Origin of the sequence: Helicobacter labetoulli (genome assembly GCF_003670275.1) — a bacterium.
GTDB lineage: Bacteria > Campylobacterota > Campylobacteria > Campylobacterales > Helicobacteraceae > Helicobacter_C > Helicobacter_C labetoulli.
Map to the genome: position 1 here is coordinate 52,235 of NZ_QXJF01000005.1, position 17,036 is coordinate 69,270.

At 38.4% G+C, this 17,036-nt stretch carries 14 protein-coding genes; 1 reads left to right on the forward strand and 13 read right to left on the reverse strand.

Translation table 11 applies throughout. The annotated features are described in order from the left end of the window. Window positions 1-78 precede the first annotated feature (78 nt). The 3 genes from hisH to EBF12_RS03250 are packed head-to-tail and all read right to left on the reverse strand — an operon-like array spanning window position 79 to window position 1,899. Window positions 79-765, reverse strand: a complete 687-nt coding sequence (gene hisH / locus EBF12_RS03240; RefSeq protein ID WP_121726379.1) for an imidazole glycerol phosphate synthase subunit HisH — start codon at window positions 763-765, stop codon at window positions 79-81. Further along, window positions 758-994, reverse strand: a complete 237-nt coding sequence (locus EBF12_RS03245) for a hypothetical protein (RefSeq protein WP_121726380.1) — start codon at window positions 992-994, stop codon at window positions 758-760. The genes hisH and EBF12_RS03245 overlap by 8 nt, the downstream gene beginning before the upstream one ends. Further along, window positions 991-1,899, reverse strand: a complete 909-nt coding sequence (locus tag EBF12_RS03250) for a 3'-5' exonuclease (RefSeq protein WP_121726381.1) — start codon at window positions 1,897-1,899, stop codon at window positions 991-993. Before EBF12_RS03250 ends, EBF12_RS03245 begins: the two co-directional genes overlap by 4 nt. 78 nt (window positions 1,900-1,977) lie before the next feature. Between EBF12_RS03250 and purH the strand changes: the two genes are divergently transcribed. Next, a complete protein-coding gene (gene purH, locus EBF12_RS03255; RefSeq protein WP_121726382.1) occupies window positions 1,978-3,504 on the forward strand; it encodes a bifunctional phosphoribosylaminoimidazolecarboxamide formyltransferase/IMP cyclohydrolase in 1,527 nt (508 codons plus the stop codon). Here purH and EBF12_RS03260 read toward each other — a convergent pair. The 10 genes from EBF12_RS03260 to flhA all read right to left on the reverse strand — a co-directional run bounded on the left by EBF12_RS03260 (window position 3,501) and on the right by flhA (window position 16,846). Beyond that, entirely contained in the window at window positions 3,501-4,592 is a 1,092-nt protein-coding gene (locus EBF12_RS03260; RefSeq protein WP_121726383.1) for an ATP-binding protein, read from the reverse strand. The two genes, purH and EBF12_RS03260, sit on opposite strands and share 4 nt — an antisense overlap. Then, the gene (locus tag EBF12_RS03265; protein WP_121726384.1) at window positions 4,592-6,355 is read right to left on the reverse strand and encodes an ATP-binding protein; all 1,764 of its coding nucleotides are present in this window, start codon (window positions 6,353-6,355) and stop codon (window positions 4,592-4,594) included. Before EBF12_RS03265 ends, EBF12_RS03260 begins: the two co-directional genes overlap by 1 nt. A gap of 48 nt (window positions 6,356-6,403) precedes the next feature. After that, window positions 6,404-8,146 (reverse strand): ABC transporter ATP-binding protein/permease, encoded by a 1,743-nt coding sequence (locus EBF12_RS03270; RefSeq protein WP_244196335.1) that lies wholly within the window; start codon window positions 8,144-8,146, stop codon window positions 6,404-6,406. 68 nt (window positions 8,147-8,214) lie between these two features. Continuing rightward, window positions 8,215-10,011, reverse strand: a complete 1,797-nt coding sequence (locus tag EBF12_RS03275; protein WP_121726444.1) for an extracellular solute-binding protein — start codon at window positions 10,009-10,011, stop codon at window positions 8,215-8,217. A 1-nt stretch (window position 10,012) separates the two neighbouring features. Continuing rightward, complete coding sequence (locus EBF12_RS03280) at window positions 10,013-11,419, reverse strand: sodium-dependent transporter (protein ID WP_121726385.1); 1,407 nt, start codon at window positions 11,417-11,419, stop codon at window positions 10,013-10,015. Beyond that, window positions 11,419-12,600 (reverse strand): cation:proton antiporter, encoded by a 1,182-nt coding sequence (locus tag EBF12_RS03285; protein ID WP_121726386.1) that lies wholly within the window; start codon window positions 12,598-12,600, stop codon window positions 11,419-11,421. The genes EBF12_RS03280 and EBF12_RS03285 overlap by 1 nt, the downstream gene beginning before the upstream one ends. Next, window positions 12,597-13,229: a phosphoribosylglycinamide formyltransferase gene (gene purN / locus EBF12_RS03290; RefSeq protein ID WP_121726387.1), complete on the reverse strand. Its 633-nt coding sequence runs from the start codon at window positions 13,227-13,229 to the stop codon at window positions 12,597-12,599. The genes EBF12_RS03285 and purN overlap by 4 nt, the downstream gene beginning before the upstream one ends. Before the next feature lie 5 nt (window positions 13,230-13,234). Further along, complete coding sequence (locus EBF12_RS03295) at window positions 13,235-13,501, reverse strand: hypothetical protein (RefSeq protein ID WP_121726388.1); 267 nt, start codon at window positions 13,499-13,501, stop codon at window positions 13,235-13,237. Between the two features lie 10 nt (window positions 13,502-13,511). Then, window positions 13,512-14,633, reverse strand: a complete 1,122-nt coding sequence (locus EBF12_RS03300) for a DHH family phosphoesterase (RefSeq protein ID WP_121726389.1) — start codon at window positions 14,631-14,633, stop codon at window positions 13,512-13,514. Window positions 14,634-14,641: 8 nt separating this feature from the next. Continuing rightward, entirely contained in the window at window positions 14,642-16,846 is a 2,205-nt protein-coding gene (gene flhA / locus EBF12_RS03305) for a flagellar biosynthesis protein FlhA (protein WP_121726390.1), read from the reverse strand. Between the last annotated feature and the right edge of the window lie 190 nt (window positions 16,847-17,036).

Consider the following 17,036-nt stretch of genomic DNA (forward strand, 5'->3'; position numbering starts at 1 on the left):
GATAAAAATTCTCCATTATTAAAACTCAATAAAAGAATCTAAGAGTAAATATGCTCACAATTTCGTATTTTTATGGGCTTAATGTAGATTTATGAAGTTTTTTATAAGCTGCAAACCGACATTATGGCTTTTTTCAGGGTGAGGCTGAATCCCAAAAAGATTATCTTTATTGACAATGGCACCAAATGGGTAGCCATACTCGCACTGGGCAAGGATAAATTTTTCCTGCGTTAGGATATGAAAGCTATGCACGAAGTATAAAAAACTGCCATTGTTAATGCCCTGCAATAATGGTGAAGATTCTCCAAATTGTGTAAAAGAGCAACTATTCCAGCCGATATGAGGGACTTTTAGCGGAGCGATATTACCAAATCCCACAACTTCCCCCTCAATTAGCCCAAGCCCCTTATGCTCTCCAAACTCAAAGCTTTTTTCAAAAAGTAGCTGCATTCCTAGACAGATTCCAAGCATATATTTGCCACTTTGAGCAAACTCTCTAATCGCATCAAGCAAATGGGCGTTTTTAAGATGTTCCATAGCGTTACCAAATGCCCCAACACCGGGTAATAAAAGCTTATCATACTTTTTAAGATTTTCAGGTCTAGATTCTATATGGAGGCAAAACGGACGCAGTGAGTGAGATTCTAGCTGTGAAGATTTTAAATGCAAAGATTGCAGTGGGTGTGGATTTGCACAGAATCTAAAGGCGTTTTGCACACTGCCTAGATTACCTACACCATAATCAATAATGCCTATTTTATCCATCTGCTAGTCCTAAAAGCCATTCTTTGTTTTCTGTGATAATGGCATTGTGCTTTTGTAAAAGACTATCGCGGATAGATTCTAAATCACTGCATTCAAGTGAGTTCATCACATCTAGGGAAAGCGTGGTTTGGGATTGAGACGGGATAAGATTAAGGATAGATTCAATATCTTTAATCAAGGCTTCTTTGGTGGTGATTTCGCCATTTTTTGTGATGTAGGGGGTAGTCATTCTATGCCTTTGTGTGTGGTGGCTTGAGATATGTGCTTTTTCAGTGTTTGGGTAAAAATAGCAGAGTAGGGCTTATCTTGTGGGAGCTTCTCGCTTAGGATTTGTAAAAGATGATAATAATCTTCTAGCAAAAGCTCACCCTTAAGCAATTCATACTTAAGATAGAGCCAATAAGTATTGAGTGTGTCGCTGTGGCAATAGTGATTGATAGTCTCAAGAGCGGATAGCTTTGCCTCTTTGGTATTCTCTCCACCAAGGTAAGTTTCATACACTTCGCTCCCACTCATATCGTATTTGCCAACGAGATTTAACATTTTGCAAAGATTATGAAGATTCAAAGAGCGTGTCGCACCAAACTGCCCAAGGCTATCAAATAAATCAGTGTGAAACTGCTCGCTATATCTTTGGCGATAGTTTTCCCATTTTGTTTTATTTAGGGCTTGATTATTTTGCTCAAATAACGCCCACGCATTGAGATTATACCGCATAGAACGCAAGGCAAGGGTAGGAATATCAAAACCGCGTCCGTTAAAGCTTACAAGCTTTGGGTTATTTTTATTAAAATAAAGCCAAAACTCTTGAAGCAAAGTTTTTTCTAGCTCATCAAGAAAATCGCTTGATAAAAAATCATTTGATAAATGCTCAAGCTTAGAATCTTCGTGTAAAGATTCTAAAAAATTTTTCCCAAAATGCCCCACTTTTTTGAACGCTCCAAATTCATCACATATCACGCTGCTAATGCTGATAACGCGGTGAAAACAAAGTGGTAAAAACTCACTACCGCTTTTTTCTTTCTGCATATCCTGAGCGATTTTAGCAATCTCTAGTGGCGAACCGCTTAGCTCAAACACATCTGCTAAAAGGTGAAAATCGGGGATTGTTTCAATATCAAAGACACATATCATTCAAACCACCTTGTTATTTAATTGCCTTATAAAAAATATGGCTACAATACTACACAAAATTTACAAATAAGGACAATTATGTATGCATTACTAAGTGTGAGTGATAAAGAGGGTATTGTAGAATTTGGAAGAGATTTAGTAGCATTAGGCTATGAGATTCTAAGCACAGGCGGGACTTTGAAGCTTTTGCAAGATTCTCACATTAAAGCCATTGATGTGGGTGAATACACACAGAGTGAAGAGTTATTTGATGGGCGGGTAAAGACCTTACACCCTAAGATTCACGGCGGCATACTCTATCGGCGAGATTATGAAGCTGATGTGAGAGTGGCGGAACAAAAGGGCATAGTGAGCATAGATATTGTTTGTGTGAATCTTTATCCATTTAAGCAAACTATACAAAGGACGCAAGATTTTGGAGAGATTATTGAAAATATTGATATTGGCGGTCCGGCTATGGTGCGATCTGCTGCAAAAAATCACGCAAGTGTGCTGGTGGTAACTGATAAGGCGGATTATACAATGATTATAGAAGCGTTGAAAAATAATCAAAATACGCTTGAATTGCGACAAAAGATGATGATTAAAGCTTATGAGCATACGGCAAGTTATGATAGCACGATTGCAAATTATATGAATGAGCGATTTAATGGTGGGTTTGGGGAGAAGCGATTTATCGTAGGGCAAAAAGTCTTTCAAACGCGTTATGGGGAGAATCCACACCAAAGCGGTGCATTGTATGAGTTTGAATCCTTTTGGCAGAAGCATTTTGTGCAAAAAAAGGGTGAAGCGAGTTTTAATAATCTCACGGATATGAATGCCGCAGTGAGAATAGCAAGTGCATTTGGGGAAGATTCTAAAGCGGTATGTATTGTCAAGCACGGAAATCCTTGTGGTTTTGCATTAAAAGATACACTTCTACATTCTTATAAGGCGGCTTTAAAATGCGATAGTGTCAGTGCGTATGGTGGCGTGGCGGCTATAAATGGCGAAGTGGGGCTTGAACTTGCTAAAGAGATAAATAAGATGTTTATAGAAGTGCTTGTGGCAAAGGGTATCACACAAGAGGCGTTAGATGTGTTTGAAAGCAAAAAGCGAATGAAAATTTTTATCCAAAATGCTCCTTTGCCAAAAGATGATTATGATTTTAAACATATCCAAGGCGGATTTGTGTTTCAAAATAGCGATTGTGTGAAAAAAGAAGAGATTGTGCATTCTAGCCTAAAAACGCAAAAAGCCCTAGATTTTGCCCAGAGCAAAGATTTAGAGATAGCCTACATTATTGCCGCACTCACAAAGTCAAATTGTGTCGTGTATGTCAAAGATTCCGCACTTGTAGCCATTGGTATGGGCATGACAAGCCGTGTTGATGCAGCAAGGGCGGCATTTGCTAAGGCAAAGGATATGGGGCTAGATTTGCAGGGTTGTGTGTGTGCGAGTGAAGCGTTTTTCCCATTCCGCGATAGCGTGGATATGGCACATAAAATGGGAGTGAGTGCGATTATCCAGCCGGGCGGGTCAATCCGTGATGATGAAGTGATAGAGGCATGTGATGAATATGGCATAGCTATGCTTTTTACACATACAAGGCATTTTTTGCATTAATGCTTAAGGTGTGAGGGCTTTGCCTGCGGACTAAACTCAAGGGCAAAGTCAATAAAATTTAATGCTTCCCACTCAAGCTTTGTGTGAGCGAGATTTAATGTCCCTTTGCCTTCAAAATTAAGCGTAATCACATAAATATGCGAGGCGTTAAAGCTAAATTTTTTCAATTTAGATTCTATGCTCTCTTTGGTGCTAAAGGGCAGAAAGATAAAAATCCCAAGTGGGCTTATAAACTCTCCAATATCGCCATAATATATACTGCTTTCACACTCATACCGCTCACAAAAAGCAATAAGTTCAAGCAAAAGCATATTTTCTAAACTCGCTAAAAAATCCCGCTCAACATTCACGCACAAAGGCAGGGTAAAATCATAAAAATATAGTTTTTTGCTTGGGCTTGTGTGATGAGGGAGTAAAAAAATAAAGCCAGATTCATTTAGGGACTGCAGCAAAGGGTAGATTCTATCTTTTGAAATTTTATGCGTTTTTTTCAAAATCGTGTAGATGTGATTAATTGTAAGCTTTTGCCCCTGCATTGTTAAAAGAGAACAAAAAATATCAAAGTCATTTTTAAGGGATAGCTGTAAAATCTCTTGCTTACGCGTGATTTTATAGCTTGGATTAAGCGTTTGAATCTCAGGCAGATTGCCCTCTTTTAAAAACAGATTAAAAAGATTATTGATGGAGAGATTTTTAGAATCAAAGCTTATATATTCCTCAAAACTTAAGGCGTGGATTTTTTTGCTCTTAAAATCCTGTGGGCAATGGGCAATAGAATCTGCAATAAGAATGATGTGATTAAGATTTGGCAAAGAGATGTGGGGCGTGTAAGAATCAATGATGAGTAGCTCAAGATTTTTCTCCAAAAAGCTTTTTAAAATAAGGGCATTAGCAGATTCTATATTGGTGCGAGAATCAGCACAATTAATATAAAGCGTCTTTTTATATCTCGCACTATGTAAAAAGGCTAAAGAGCTTTTCCCCACAGCTGCGGCACCATAGAGAAAAGTTTTTTGCTTTTTTAGTCCATAACGCCTAGGCTTAACCCCCACAACGCGTTCAAGGTAAGACTTTGAAATATCTTGCATTAGGCTCTAAAGCCCATAGGCTTGTTGTTATCAAAATTGCCACTAAGCTCGGCTTTTATTTGGGTAATAAAGTCATCTTGTGTGAAAATAGTATCTTTTTTGGTGGCGACTTTATAGGCAGTATTTTTAATCACAAGGGCGATTTGCCCTCCGCTTAAATCATATTCTGCTAAGGTTTTGGCGAGATTTTCTTTAGAATCTACGCTAAATTCCGCATTTTGTGGAAGATATTTAAGCCATAGAGCTTCCCTTTGCTCTTTGTTTGGACGCTTAAATTCTATTTTGTAGTTAAAGCGGCGTGAAAAGGCGGTATCAAAGTTTTCTAAAAGATTGGTTGTGGCAATTAAGATTCCATCAAATCGCTCAATTTGCTCTAAGAAAATATTTTGCATTTGGTTATGCATTTTATCTGCACTATTGCCGCTGCTAGAGCGTGTGCTAAGGAATTGATCAGCCTCATCAAGTAATAAAATTGGCTCATTTTTAATGCTTTTGCAAATCTCATTATAGCTATCAAAAATCCTGCGGACATTTTTTTCAGATTCACCAATATACATTGATAGAATTTTAGAGCAATCAAAGCTTAACACCTGCTTTTTAAGGCTTTTGGCTAGAGCAAGGGCAGTGATTGTCTTGCCAGAGCCCGGCGCTCCATAGAGCAAAATTTTTGCATCAATGCCCTTTTTCTTATCTTTTATGCCCCAAAGGTGCAGTAAATGCACGACATTGCTATTAACTTGGGCTAGGAGGTTATTTAAAATCTCACGCGTGTTTTGGTGTAAAATAATCTCATTCATATTATATTTTGGCTCTACAAGCTCAAAAATATCCTGATTTTTGATAAGCGAGTGAAGGCTGATTTTATTTCGCTTTTTCTTTTTGTTGGGGTGGATAATGTTTTGAAGAATCTCATCGGGGATAAAAAAAGTGCGTGAGATTCCACCAAAGGGATTTAAAAGCTCATCATAATCAATCAAGCCCTTTTGCACGAGATTGGAATTTTCATCAAGCAAAGAGCGGTGCTTAATCTTATCATACTCATCAAGGCTTATAAGCTCAAGCAGGGCATTCATATCACGCAGATTCTCATCACTGCTGCTATATTCCTCTTTCAATAACGCAAAAAAGATAATCTGCTCCTTTGGCTCTAAATGCTGCTCTTTAATAAATTTGATGATACTTATATCTTTTTTTGTGAGTTTTAGTCGTGCTTGAATTGTTTCTTCTAAAAGTTTTAAGCGATAGTTTGCACGAGAGAACGAGGGAGAATCTAGCTTTTGAGAAAATTTTAGCCCACTCATCTTGTGTAAAAGCTCAATATGCGAAAAGCGATCTTTTAAGTATTCTAAATGATCTTCATAAGGTGTAATTTCTGGCAAATCCACATTGAGCGTGCCATCTTCTAGGAGTTTTAAAAATGCGTGAGACAAGCAGACATTATCATTATAGAGTTCAAGCAGGGTAATATCGGTGATTTTTGGCTGTAAAAAAGAGCTTTGGCTAATCCAACCTAGCTCAATAAGATTGCGGATATGGGGCAAAAAGCTCAAGGTTTTTTCACTTGCTTTTATCTTAGAATCTTCTTGTGTTTCTATTAGGCTTTTATAAAGTAGGTTATGCACGACAAAGTCTATTTCACCCTCAAGCAATGCCTTTGCCATAAATTGCAGAATCTTCGCTTCAAATTCATTGCATTTTAAAAAGCTAAAAATTTTTGCTTTTTTGATTGATTTAGTGTGGATAAAATCAAGATAATGCTTCATTGTTGCTATCCCTTTTGTTTTGCATTTTATTTTGTGTGTAGGTTTTCATTATTGCCCCCCCCCCCCATTACTATTTGTTTGTAGCTCAATCTTACGCTCACATTTCTCAATCGTGCTTAGGCGGTGGGCGATAATAAGGAGTGTTTTATTACTTGCCACATCATAGATTTGCTCCATAATATCGGATTCTGTTTGGTTATCTAACGCGGAGGTTGCCTCATCAAGCACAAGGATTTCAGGGTCATCATAAATTGCTCTTGCAATGCCTATGCGTTGCTTTTGTCCGCCACTAAGCAAGATTCCACCCTCTCCTACGCGTGTGTAGATTCCATTATGTGTGTTGAGAAAATCTAGAATCTGGGCTTTTTGACAGGCGATTTTGATTTTTTCTTCATCAAAGTTAGAGCTAAAGGCGACATTTTCCGCCACAGAGCCATCAAAAAGATAAATGCTTTGTGGGATATAGCCGATTTTTTTCCGCCACGCTCGCAAGTTATGGTTGGTAATAGGCACATTATCTACGAGTAAATGTCCTTTTTGGGGTTTGTAGATTCCAATGATGAGATCTACAAGTGTGCTTTTCCCAGCTCCGCTTTCTCCCACAAAGGCAATCTTTTCTCCCTTTTTAATCTCTAATGAAAAATCTTTTAAAATCGGCTTATGGCTTACATAGGCAAAATCAACATTTTGCAACTTAATAGAATCTACAAACGCACAAGGCTCCTGATATTCATCTTCTGTGTGGTAGGTAAGATTTTCATACACGCTATATACGGAATGGGTAAGATAGCCCATCATATTAATGTTATTAAGGATACGCGTTACTGCAGGTAAGATTCTATATAACGCCAAGGCATACATAGAGATAATAGGAATAACCGCACTTGCATCTTGATATTGAAACAAAATATAAGCTACACAAGCAATAAGCACGCTAAAGCCGATAGTCTCAAGGATAATGCGTGGGAGTGGAAGAAGGCTTTGCGTGATGATAGTGGCATTTGTGCGTTTATGGGAGAGCTTCTCAAATGCGTGATAGACTTCATCTTGATTACCTTTGAGTTTAATAAACTTAAAATTCCCAAAGGTTTTTGTGATAAGCTCATTAAGCTCTGCGCTCATCTCCACATCAATTTCACCTTTTTTCTTAATCTTGCGTGAGAGTAGTTTGAGGATTAAAAGCACTTGCACGCCAAGCAAAAGGGTTAGCACCAAAGTCATTTTCCAGCTTACCATAAGCAGAAGTGCATACATAAGACAAATGGTAAAAAACTCTGAAGCAAGTTGTAAGAGATTTTGCAGATAAAATGAAGTGTTTTGTGCTTCTGCAACTATGGTTTGGCGAATTTTATCGGTTTTTTTATGAGCAAAATCAAGATAGCTAAGCTCCACACTTTTACAAAAAAGCCGATAGGCAAAGTAGTGAAACTTCCTAAATGCAAAACGCGATAGCCCATAAGAATAGGCTGCATTATACAACGCACGAAAGACATAAAACCCCAAAAGCAACCCACTAAAAGCATACATAAAATGCAAAGTGCTTTCAAAGCCAAGTGTATTGTATATCCACGCCGAGCTTTGATGTGCAAAAATCATTTCAGGATTGCTCGCAAATGTGATAAAAGGCATAATCACGCTGATACCAAGTGTCTCAATGAGAGAGAGAATAATCGTGGCAATAAATAAAAAAAGCAAAATGATTTTATCACGCCTTGTAGTCAGCTCCCTTAGAATCTGCAAAGCACTTTTTTTGTCTTTATGCTGTTTTTTGTATTTTTTTTGGTGTGGCATTTTTATCCTTTTTTTGTTTCTATGCTTTTCTATGTTGTTGTGTAAAAAAGCGTGGATTCTAGCATTTTTTAGCTTTTTGCTCCCTTACTCCACCATAAGTATGGATCAATCCCATAGGGAGGGATTTGACTAGGCATAGCGATGTTTCGCCAATAGGCTATGCGAAAAGCGGGGAGATTAAAATGTGGTAAGACATAAAAGCCCCATAATAGCACTCTATCAAGGGCTTTGCCAATAGCTATTCTCTCTTCTTGCGAGGTGGCGTTTAAAAGTTTTGTAATAAGCTCATCAACCACAGAATCTTGCACACCAGCAAAGTTTTTACTTCCTTTAGTGTTGGCAACTTGAGAGTTCCAGTAGTAGTTTTGCTCATTGCCCGGAAATAGACTTTGTCCTAATAGCTCAATCACTATATCATATTCAAAATTACGCACACGATTAATGTATTGTGAATCATCAACCTTGCGAATTTTAGCTTCAATGCCTAGCTTTTTAAGATTCTTAGCAAAAGGCAGACAAATGCGTTCAAAGGCTTCATAGGAGATGAGAATTTCAAAGCTAAAAGGCTGGTGTGTCGGTGTGTAAAGAGTGCCATTTTTCACATAAAATCCTGCAGATTCTAATAAATCTCTTGCGTATTTGAGATTTTCCCGCAAATTTTCCCCACGCTTTTTCTCCCCATTTGTTATAGGGACAATATAGGGTTGGGTAAAGATTCTAGAATCTAGCTTGTCTTTATAGGGCAAAAGGATTTCCAGCTCCTTTCTCTGTGGCAGGGCAGAACTTGCAAAAGGGGAGTTGTGAAAAATATGTGTTGTGCGTTCATATTGATTAAAAAAAAGATTCTTATTGCTCCATTCAAAATCAAAGGCATAAAAAATTGCTTCTCGCACTCTTTTATCAGCAAAAATGGGCTTTCTTGTGTTGAAAAAAAAGCCTTGCAATGTGCTAGGAAGCTGATGTTTAAAGCTTTGTAAAATAATCTTCCCCTCCCTTTTTGCCCTGCCTTCATAGTCGTTTGCCCATACTTTTGCCGAAGTTTCAATGCGGTAGTCATATTCTCCCGCCATAAAGGCAGTTTGTGCCACAGCAGAATCCTTATAATACTCCACAATCACTTCATCAAAATTATACATTCCCTTTTGGGTTGGATGGTCTTTTGCCCAATAGTTTGGGTTTCTTTCATAAGTGATACTGCGTCCTAGGTCAAATTTTTTCACACGATATGCTCCGCTCCCAACGGGGATTTGCAGGGGGTTTTCACCAAAAGTATTTTTGCCATCTTTAAGGTAGATATGAGAGGGCAAAATGGGAATCTGCCCTAAAATCAGCGGAAGCTCCTTGTTGGAATCTGTTTTAAAATAAAAAATCACTTCTAAATCATTGAGTGCCTTGACACTTTTGACATCAGCATAGTAGCGTTTAAAATCAATCTTACCTTTTTGCAAAAGCGTCTCAAAACTAAAGACAACATCTTTAGCTAAAATGGGCGTCCCATCGCTAAATCTCGCTTTTTGATTAAGATGAAAAATAATAAAATCCCTGCCTTGTGTCATAGATTTAGCCACAAGTGCATATTCGCTAAAAGGTTCATCAAGGCTTTGAATCGTAAGGGTGTTATACACAAGAGTGCTAAGCTCTGCGGCAGGATTGCCTTTTTGGATAAAGGGATTAAGGCTATCAAAAGTGCCAAGTGCAAAACTTTTTAAAGTGCCACCTTTGGGTGCATTTGGATTAACATAATCAAAATGCGTGAAGTTTTTTGGATATTTTGGATTGCCATAAATGCTTAAAGCGTAAGTTTGTGTGCTAGTGGCAGCAGTGGCAAAGGCACACAAGATGAGAGAGAGGAAAAAGATTCTCATTTTAGATTTGCTGCAAAGCAGCAAGCAAGTGTTCAAGGCTCTTTGGAAAATTCCCAGCGATAAAAATGAGCACAACAATAAAGGGAAGAAAAAACTTCACATAGTAATACCAGATTTTTACAAGCAATGGATGCAAAGTGTTGTTATTGCTAAGCTCTTTTAAGGATTGAGACTTAAGCACCCAGCCTACAAAAAATAAAGTGCCAAGGGAAGTCATCACAAAAAGGATATTTCCACTCACATAATCAAAGAGGTCAAAGATATTTTTGCCATTCCAAGTGATATGCTCCCAAGGACCATAAGAGAGAACACAAGGGATATTGCCAAGGATAAAAATACTTCCAAGTGTGATATTTATCGCCATTGTGCGAGAGATTTTTAGCTTTTCGTGTAGGGCAGTGATGATAACTTCATAGATAGGCAGTGAAGTAGTAAGGGCAGCAGTGATAAGCAAAAGGAAAAATACCACAGCCAAAACATTGCCAAAATAGATATGAGAAAAAACAATGGGCAATGTTTGAAACACGAGGCTTTGTCCTTGATCGGGGCTTAGCCCAAAGCTAAAAAGAGATGGGAAAATTATAAATCCAGCTAAGAGGGCGATGATTGTATTTAAGATTCCAGTGGCAATGGCGGTTTTAATCATATTTTCATTTTTTTGCAAATATGATGAAAGGGTTATCATCACGCCAAAGCCAAGTGAGAGTGCAAAAAATACCTGTCCTAGCACATCAATAAAAAGCCGAGTATTAATCTTGCTAAAATCGGGCAAAAGGTAGAATCTCACGCCTTCCATTGCGTTGGGCAAAGTAAGGTTACGAGCAACCATAATAAGCAAACAGATAAAAAGCAAGGGCATAAGGTATTTCATACTGCGTTCAATACCATCAATCACACCTTTTTTAAGAATAATCCAATTTATAATAACAAAAATGCCCGTGTAGATTCCAACCATTAGCGGATTGTGCGTGATGTTAGCATCATAAAAGCTTTTTGCAATGTCTTTTTCAATAGGAGAGCTAAGGTTAAGATTCCCACTGATGATATTAGTGATATAAGTGATGACATATCCGCCAAGCACCATATAATACGCCATTATCCCAAATGCCCCAGCAATACTAAGATAACCAATAATCTTATAAAAACGCGGGATTTCTTTGCCATTTACCTCGCCACTAAAGGCGTCAATGGCATTTTTTTGTGCGCGTCTGCCAATGACATTTTCTACCAAAATAACGGGGATTCCAACTAGAATCATTGCCAAAACAAAGATAAGCACATACGCTCCACCGCCATTTTCTCCCACAAGATAAGGAAATCTCCAAGTCGCTCCAAAGCCAATAGTCGCTCCCGCAACGGTTAAGACATAAGTGAGGCTAGAACTCCAAGTTTGACGCGGTGTTTGCATTATTTCTCCTTTTTTGGCTTCCAAAATACATAGATGATTTTTATAAGAACACTAAAAATAATGCCCTCTAAAATCGCACCAAGCACAAATGAAGCATAAAGTGTGTCATCAAGCTCACCAATACTTTTGCCTAAAGTAGCAGTAGCGATAAGAAAAGTCAGCGGCATAGAATCACTTAGAGCAAAAAGGAGTGTGGATTTAAGATTCTTAAAATACCTACCAAAAACAATACTTGCACTGATAATGCGTAAAATGAGCATTCCAACGATGAGATATAAAGCGTGGTAGAGAATCTGCGTATCGCCAAAAACCGCATTAAGATTGAGCGTAGAGCCAACATGCACAAAGAAAAATGGCACAAAAAAGCCAAAGCCAAAGTGATTAAGCTGCTCGGGCAAATCCGCTTTGTGCTTAAAAAATGTGCTTAGAATTGTCCCGGCTAGAAACGCCCCCAAAACCGCTTTAATCTCCAAAAACATCATCAAAAACACAAAGGCAAAGAGTAAAAAAAACACAAAACGCAAATCTTGAGAGTTGCTATCATCGCGTGGCAAAAATAAAAACCGCACTTGTGGCATCCACCAAAAAAACACTTTTGCAATTCTAAAACCAAATCCCACAACAAGCAAAAAGATAAGCAGAATAAGAAGTTTTTGTAAAAGCTCACTTCCCACGCCGTGCCTTGATGCACCATCAATAATAACAAGTGCAGTAATACTTACAAGCTCTCCTAAGATTCCAATTTTTAGGGCTAAATCAAGCCAAGGTTGGTGTTTGCCATAGTCTTTAATCAGTGCTACAATCATACCTAAGCTCATTACAGGAAAAGCTGCGATATACACATAGGAAAGATGAGCGCTAAACACAACAATGCAAGTGATGCCATAAAGAGTGCAAAAATATGCTAGGGCTTTAAACAAGAAGCTTTTGCCAAGTTTTGCAAAAGATTTAATATCCACTTCCAACCCGCATAAAAACATTAAGAATAAAAAGCCAATTTCAGCCACAAGCGAAATTTCTTCAAATTGATTGAGAAAGCCAAAAAAGTGAGCTGCCACCGCACCTAAAATCATCTCAACTACAACAATGGGAATGCGTGTGAGTGAGCTTATAGGCGAGGCAAAGAGAATAAGCAGTGCAAAAATACTAAATGCACTTAGCATTTCAAGTGAGTGGCTCATTTGCACCCCTTGCTCGTATGTGGGCTAGATTCTTGTGGGAGCAGATGAAGGGCTTTGAGAATGGCTTTAGGGTAGAGTATGTATTCAAGGGCGTGGATTCTAGATTCAAAGCCTTCAAGGCTTTCATTTGGAATATTCTCTAGTTTTTCTTGTAGTATAATCTCTCCGCCATCAAGCTCTTCATTAACCCAATGCACACTTACACCACCATAACTTTGTGAGGCATAAAAGCTATCTTTTATGGCGTTTGCCCCTTTGTGTTCGGGCAAAAATGATGGGTGGATATTAATCGTGCGAAAAGTGTTTGTGAAAAGTGGTGTTAAGATTCTCATAAATCCAGCTAAGATGACATATTCAATCTTATAAGAACGCAAGGTGGCAATCATTTGTTTGTCAAAGTCTTCTCGTGAATCATAATCACGATGAGGTAGCACAACACAGGGGATATGTAGATTTTTAGTGCGTGTGATACCATAAGCATTTGGATTATTACAAAGTGTAAGGGCGATGTGGAGGCTACACTCTTTATGAGTGTGTGAGTGCGTGAAAGTTTGATTATGCAAAGATTCTATAAGATTTTGCATATTACTACCATTGCCGCTAAATAAAATCGCACATTGAATCTGCATAGGTCCTACTTCATAAAAAACTTTGGATAATCTTTTTTGAGAGATTTAATAATCTCAATCATCTCATTTTGCCCATAAGTCGCATCTTCTGGGAGTTTAGCATAAAACTTATCCATTTGCGTGGAGTAAAGCTCAATCAGCTCTTCAATATGTGCTTTTTTAGCCCCGGCAAAGTAAAGTGCCACACCTAGCATATCAATCACTTCTAATGCCATTTCTTCTAAGCTCATCTCCAAAGTCAGCTCTTGGCTAATATCTTCATTGATATTCATATATCCTCCTTTATAGTTCCTCTTGGTGTTTGTTTAAGATATATTCAATTTGCGTTTTTATATCGCAATATGAAAAACTCTCTTTAAATCCGTCAATCTTCCCACCCGAAGCATTTTTATGCCCTCCACCATTGAAAAGCTCCCTGCTCATCTCGCTCACATCGCAATTGCCATTTGCCCTAAGGCTCACATTGCCGCGTGGATTCACATCAAGGTAAAAATCATACTCACTATTTGTGCGTAAAAAAAGATTAGCTAGTACACTCACACCGCCCATAGAGTAGCTTAAAAAGCCTTTTTTGTCATTGTAAAAAATGGTGCAGGAATCCTTTTTTTGGCTTAAGAGCTTGACTTGGGCATTTGAAGTAATTGTATCCATTGTCTCCGTTTGTGGGTTTCCACCAAGGGCGCGTTTTTTAATCTCATACAGGGCATTATCAAATGCCACTTCGCCATTTGGCTGCTCTAAAAACTCTCTAGCAGATTCTAAAATGGCAAATTTATAGAATCTATGCTCTTCATCAAACATAAATCTATTTAGCTCAAAGCTCCCACTAATTGCTCCCATAGCCACTTTGCCAAAGTCAAATTTATAGCCATCTTCAAGCCAAATATCCACGGAGTTTATCATTTCACTTGCATTTCTTATCCATTTTTCACGCGTAGAATCTAACATTTTCTCTCGTGTAATCAGCGTATCAAAGGTAATCTTACTCGCACAACGCGTAGAATCTAAATGATACCATTCATATTTATCCGCACATTCCTGTCCGCTGATGTGGTGATCCAATAATAAAAGCTCTACATCAACACCATTGATTTTTAACTCTTCTATCCTTTGTTGCAGGTAGTTTGACTCATTTAGTGTGAGATTTAAATCCGTGATAAGCACAAGATATTTATTGTGCGAAGTGGGGGTGGGGGATTTTTTGCTTTTGCCAAATTTTTGCTCAAGCAAAGAATGGAGACTTTGGGTAGAATGCGAGATTGAATCAAGGATAGCATTAACACGCACAAGCACCTCCCTGCCATAATTAGCATTATAAAATGTGATATTTGAAAAAAACTCTTTAGCGATGAATTGGCAACCATAGCCATCTAAATCCGTGTGTGAGAGATGATAAACTTGCATATTAATCCTTAAAATTCTATATTGAGTGTGCCTACAACTTCAAAGGTTGCGTGTGGGTCAATCTCGGCATTGCCCAAAATGGTAATGCTTAGTCTAAATGGCTCAAGGAGCTTGACAAGTGGCTTGCGGATTCTGTAATCCACAAGCAATACGGGCATAATATTTTTTTGCTTCAATTTCATATCTTCTTCTTGGATAGAATCTATAAGCTTTTGCACCTCATTTGAGTGTAATACAAAGTTTTTCCCACCGGGCTGTTCTTTGAGCCTATCTATCAAGTATTGCTCTGTCGCAAGAGAGAGAGTAAAAAGCTTAAGATTCCCATCTTCTGCCTTGAAAATATCCGTGATTGTTCTAGCTAAGCGAGAGCGGACTTGCTCAACAATGCTATCTGTATCATCTTGTAAGATGGGATATGTATCTGTAATAGATTCTAGAATTGTTGGTAAATCTTTGATTGGAATCTTCTCGTGTAAAAGCTCACGCAGAACGCGTATAATAATACTCATTGGAATCTTAGAGGCTTCTCCCACAACCACAGGATAATCTTTAGCGTGGCGATCCATAAGGACTTTGACTTCATCTTTTGTGATAAATTCTTCCGCGTAAGTTTTAATAAGCTCTGTCATATGTGTCGTTACAATCGTGGAAGGATCAATGATATGATAGCCTCTAATAATCGCCTCTTCTTTATCTTTAGAATCTATCCACAACGCATCAAGCCCAAAGGCTGGTTCTTTAGTTGGGATTCCATCAATGGCTTCTGCTACCATTCCTGTATCCATAGCTAAAAATTTATCTGGCAAGACTCTTCCCTCGCCAATTTTGACGCCCTTAAGCAAGACCTCATAGTCAGTTGGCTGGAGATTGAGATTATCTTTAATGCGAATCTGTGGGATAAGAAAACCATAATCTGTGGCGATTTTTTTACGCATAGCACGGATTCTCTCTAGTAAATCGCCATTTTGTTTGACATCAGCTAGACGGATAAGCTGATAGCCTAGATAAATCTCTAGTGTTTCTACTTTGAGTGCTTCATTGATGATTGCTTCTTCTTCTTTTTTAATCTCTTCTTCGCTTTTTTGCACCCTTTGGGCTTTATGCTGATTAATATCTATCTCTTTTTGTGAATCTTCATCGGCTTTTTTGCTATTTGGCGGAGCTTTTTTACTGATAAATTTTTCTACCATAGAAAAAAGACTCCCCACATCTTCACGGCTCACAAGCCACGCCACCGCAAGGAAGAATGCCCCAACAAAACCAAGTGAGATAGGCAGCCCGGGCACAAGGGCAAAAAGGATTAGGATAAAGCCAACAATGCTTAAGATTTTTGAGCTGCCCGTGATTTGCGTGATAATATCGCCTGCAAAATTTGTTTGAGAGCTTTTGGCTGCACGCGTGGTAATGATACCCGTGGCAGTAGCAACAATGAGTGCTGGAATCTGCCCTACAAGCCCATCACCAATAGTAAGAATTGTAAAAGTCTCCGCACTTTGTTTCACACTCATTCCGTGTTCAAATACGCCAATTAAGAATCCACCGATAATATTTACAATCGTAATGATAATAGAGGCAATCGCATCGCCTTTGACAAACTTACTCGCACCATCCATTGTGCCGTAAAAATCCGCCTCTTGAGCCAACGCATCGCGTCTTTTTTGCGCTTCATCTTGTCCAATAAGCCCTGCGTTTAAATCCGCATCAATCGCCATTTGCTTACCGGGCATTGCATCAAGTGTGAATCTTGCACGCACTTCAGTAACGCGTGTAGAACCATTTGTAATAACGATGAGATTGACAATCACAAGAATGGTAAAGACAATAATCCCAATAACATAATTCCCGCCCACGACAAAATGTCCAAAGGCAGCCACAATGCTACTTACAGATTCTACACCATTATGTCCCTCGCTTAGAATCATACGCGTTGTAGCGACATTGAGTGCTAAGCGATAGAGCGTAACAATAAGCAAAATAGTAGGAAAGGCTGAAAATTCCGTGGCTTTATCCACATACAGCGTAATAAGAATAATCAAAATAGATAGGGCAATGGAGATGCTGAGTAAAAAATCAAGCATCGCACTTGGCAGTGGCACGATGATAATGGCGACAATAAGTATCATAAAGACAATGACAATCATCTCTGTGCTTTGTGAGAGATTTTTAAAAAATGGTGTGATTCTATCTAAGATTGAAGTTGTGTTAAATGCCAAAACCCTGTCCTAATGAAAAAAAGATGAATATATCCCCAAAACTAAATAAACGCGTATTGTAGCAAGAATTTATTAATTTTATGTTTTGCTTGTAGGAGAAGTGGTGGGGGAGTGCGTTGAAAGAGGGGAAAGGCTTATTAAGTTGCAAGGGTTTATGAAAAAGAGTTTTGATGGTGCGTGTTTTGAGCTT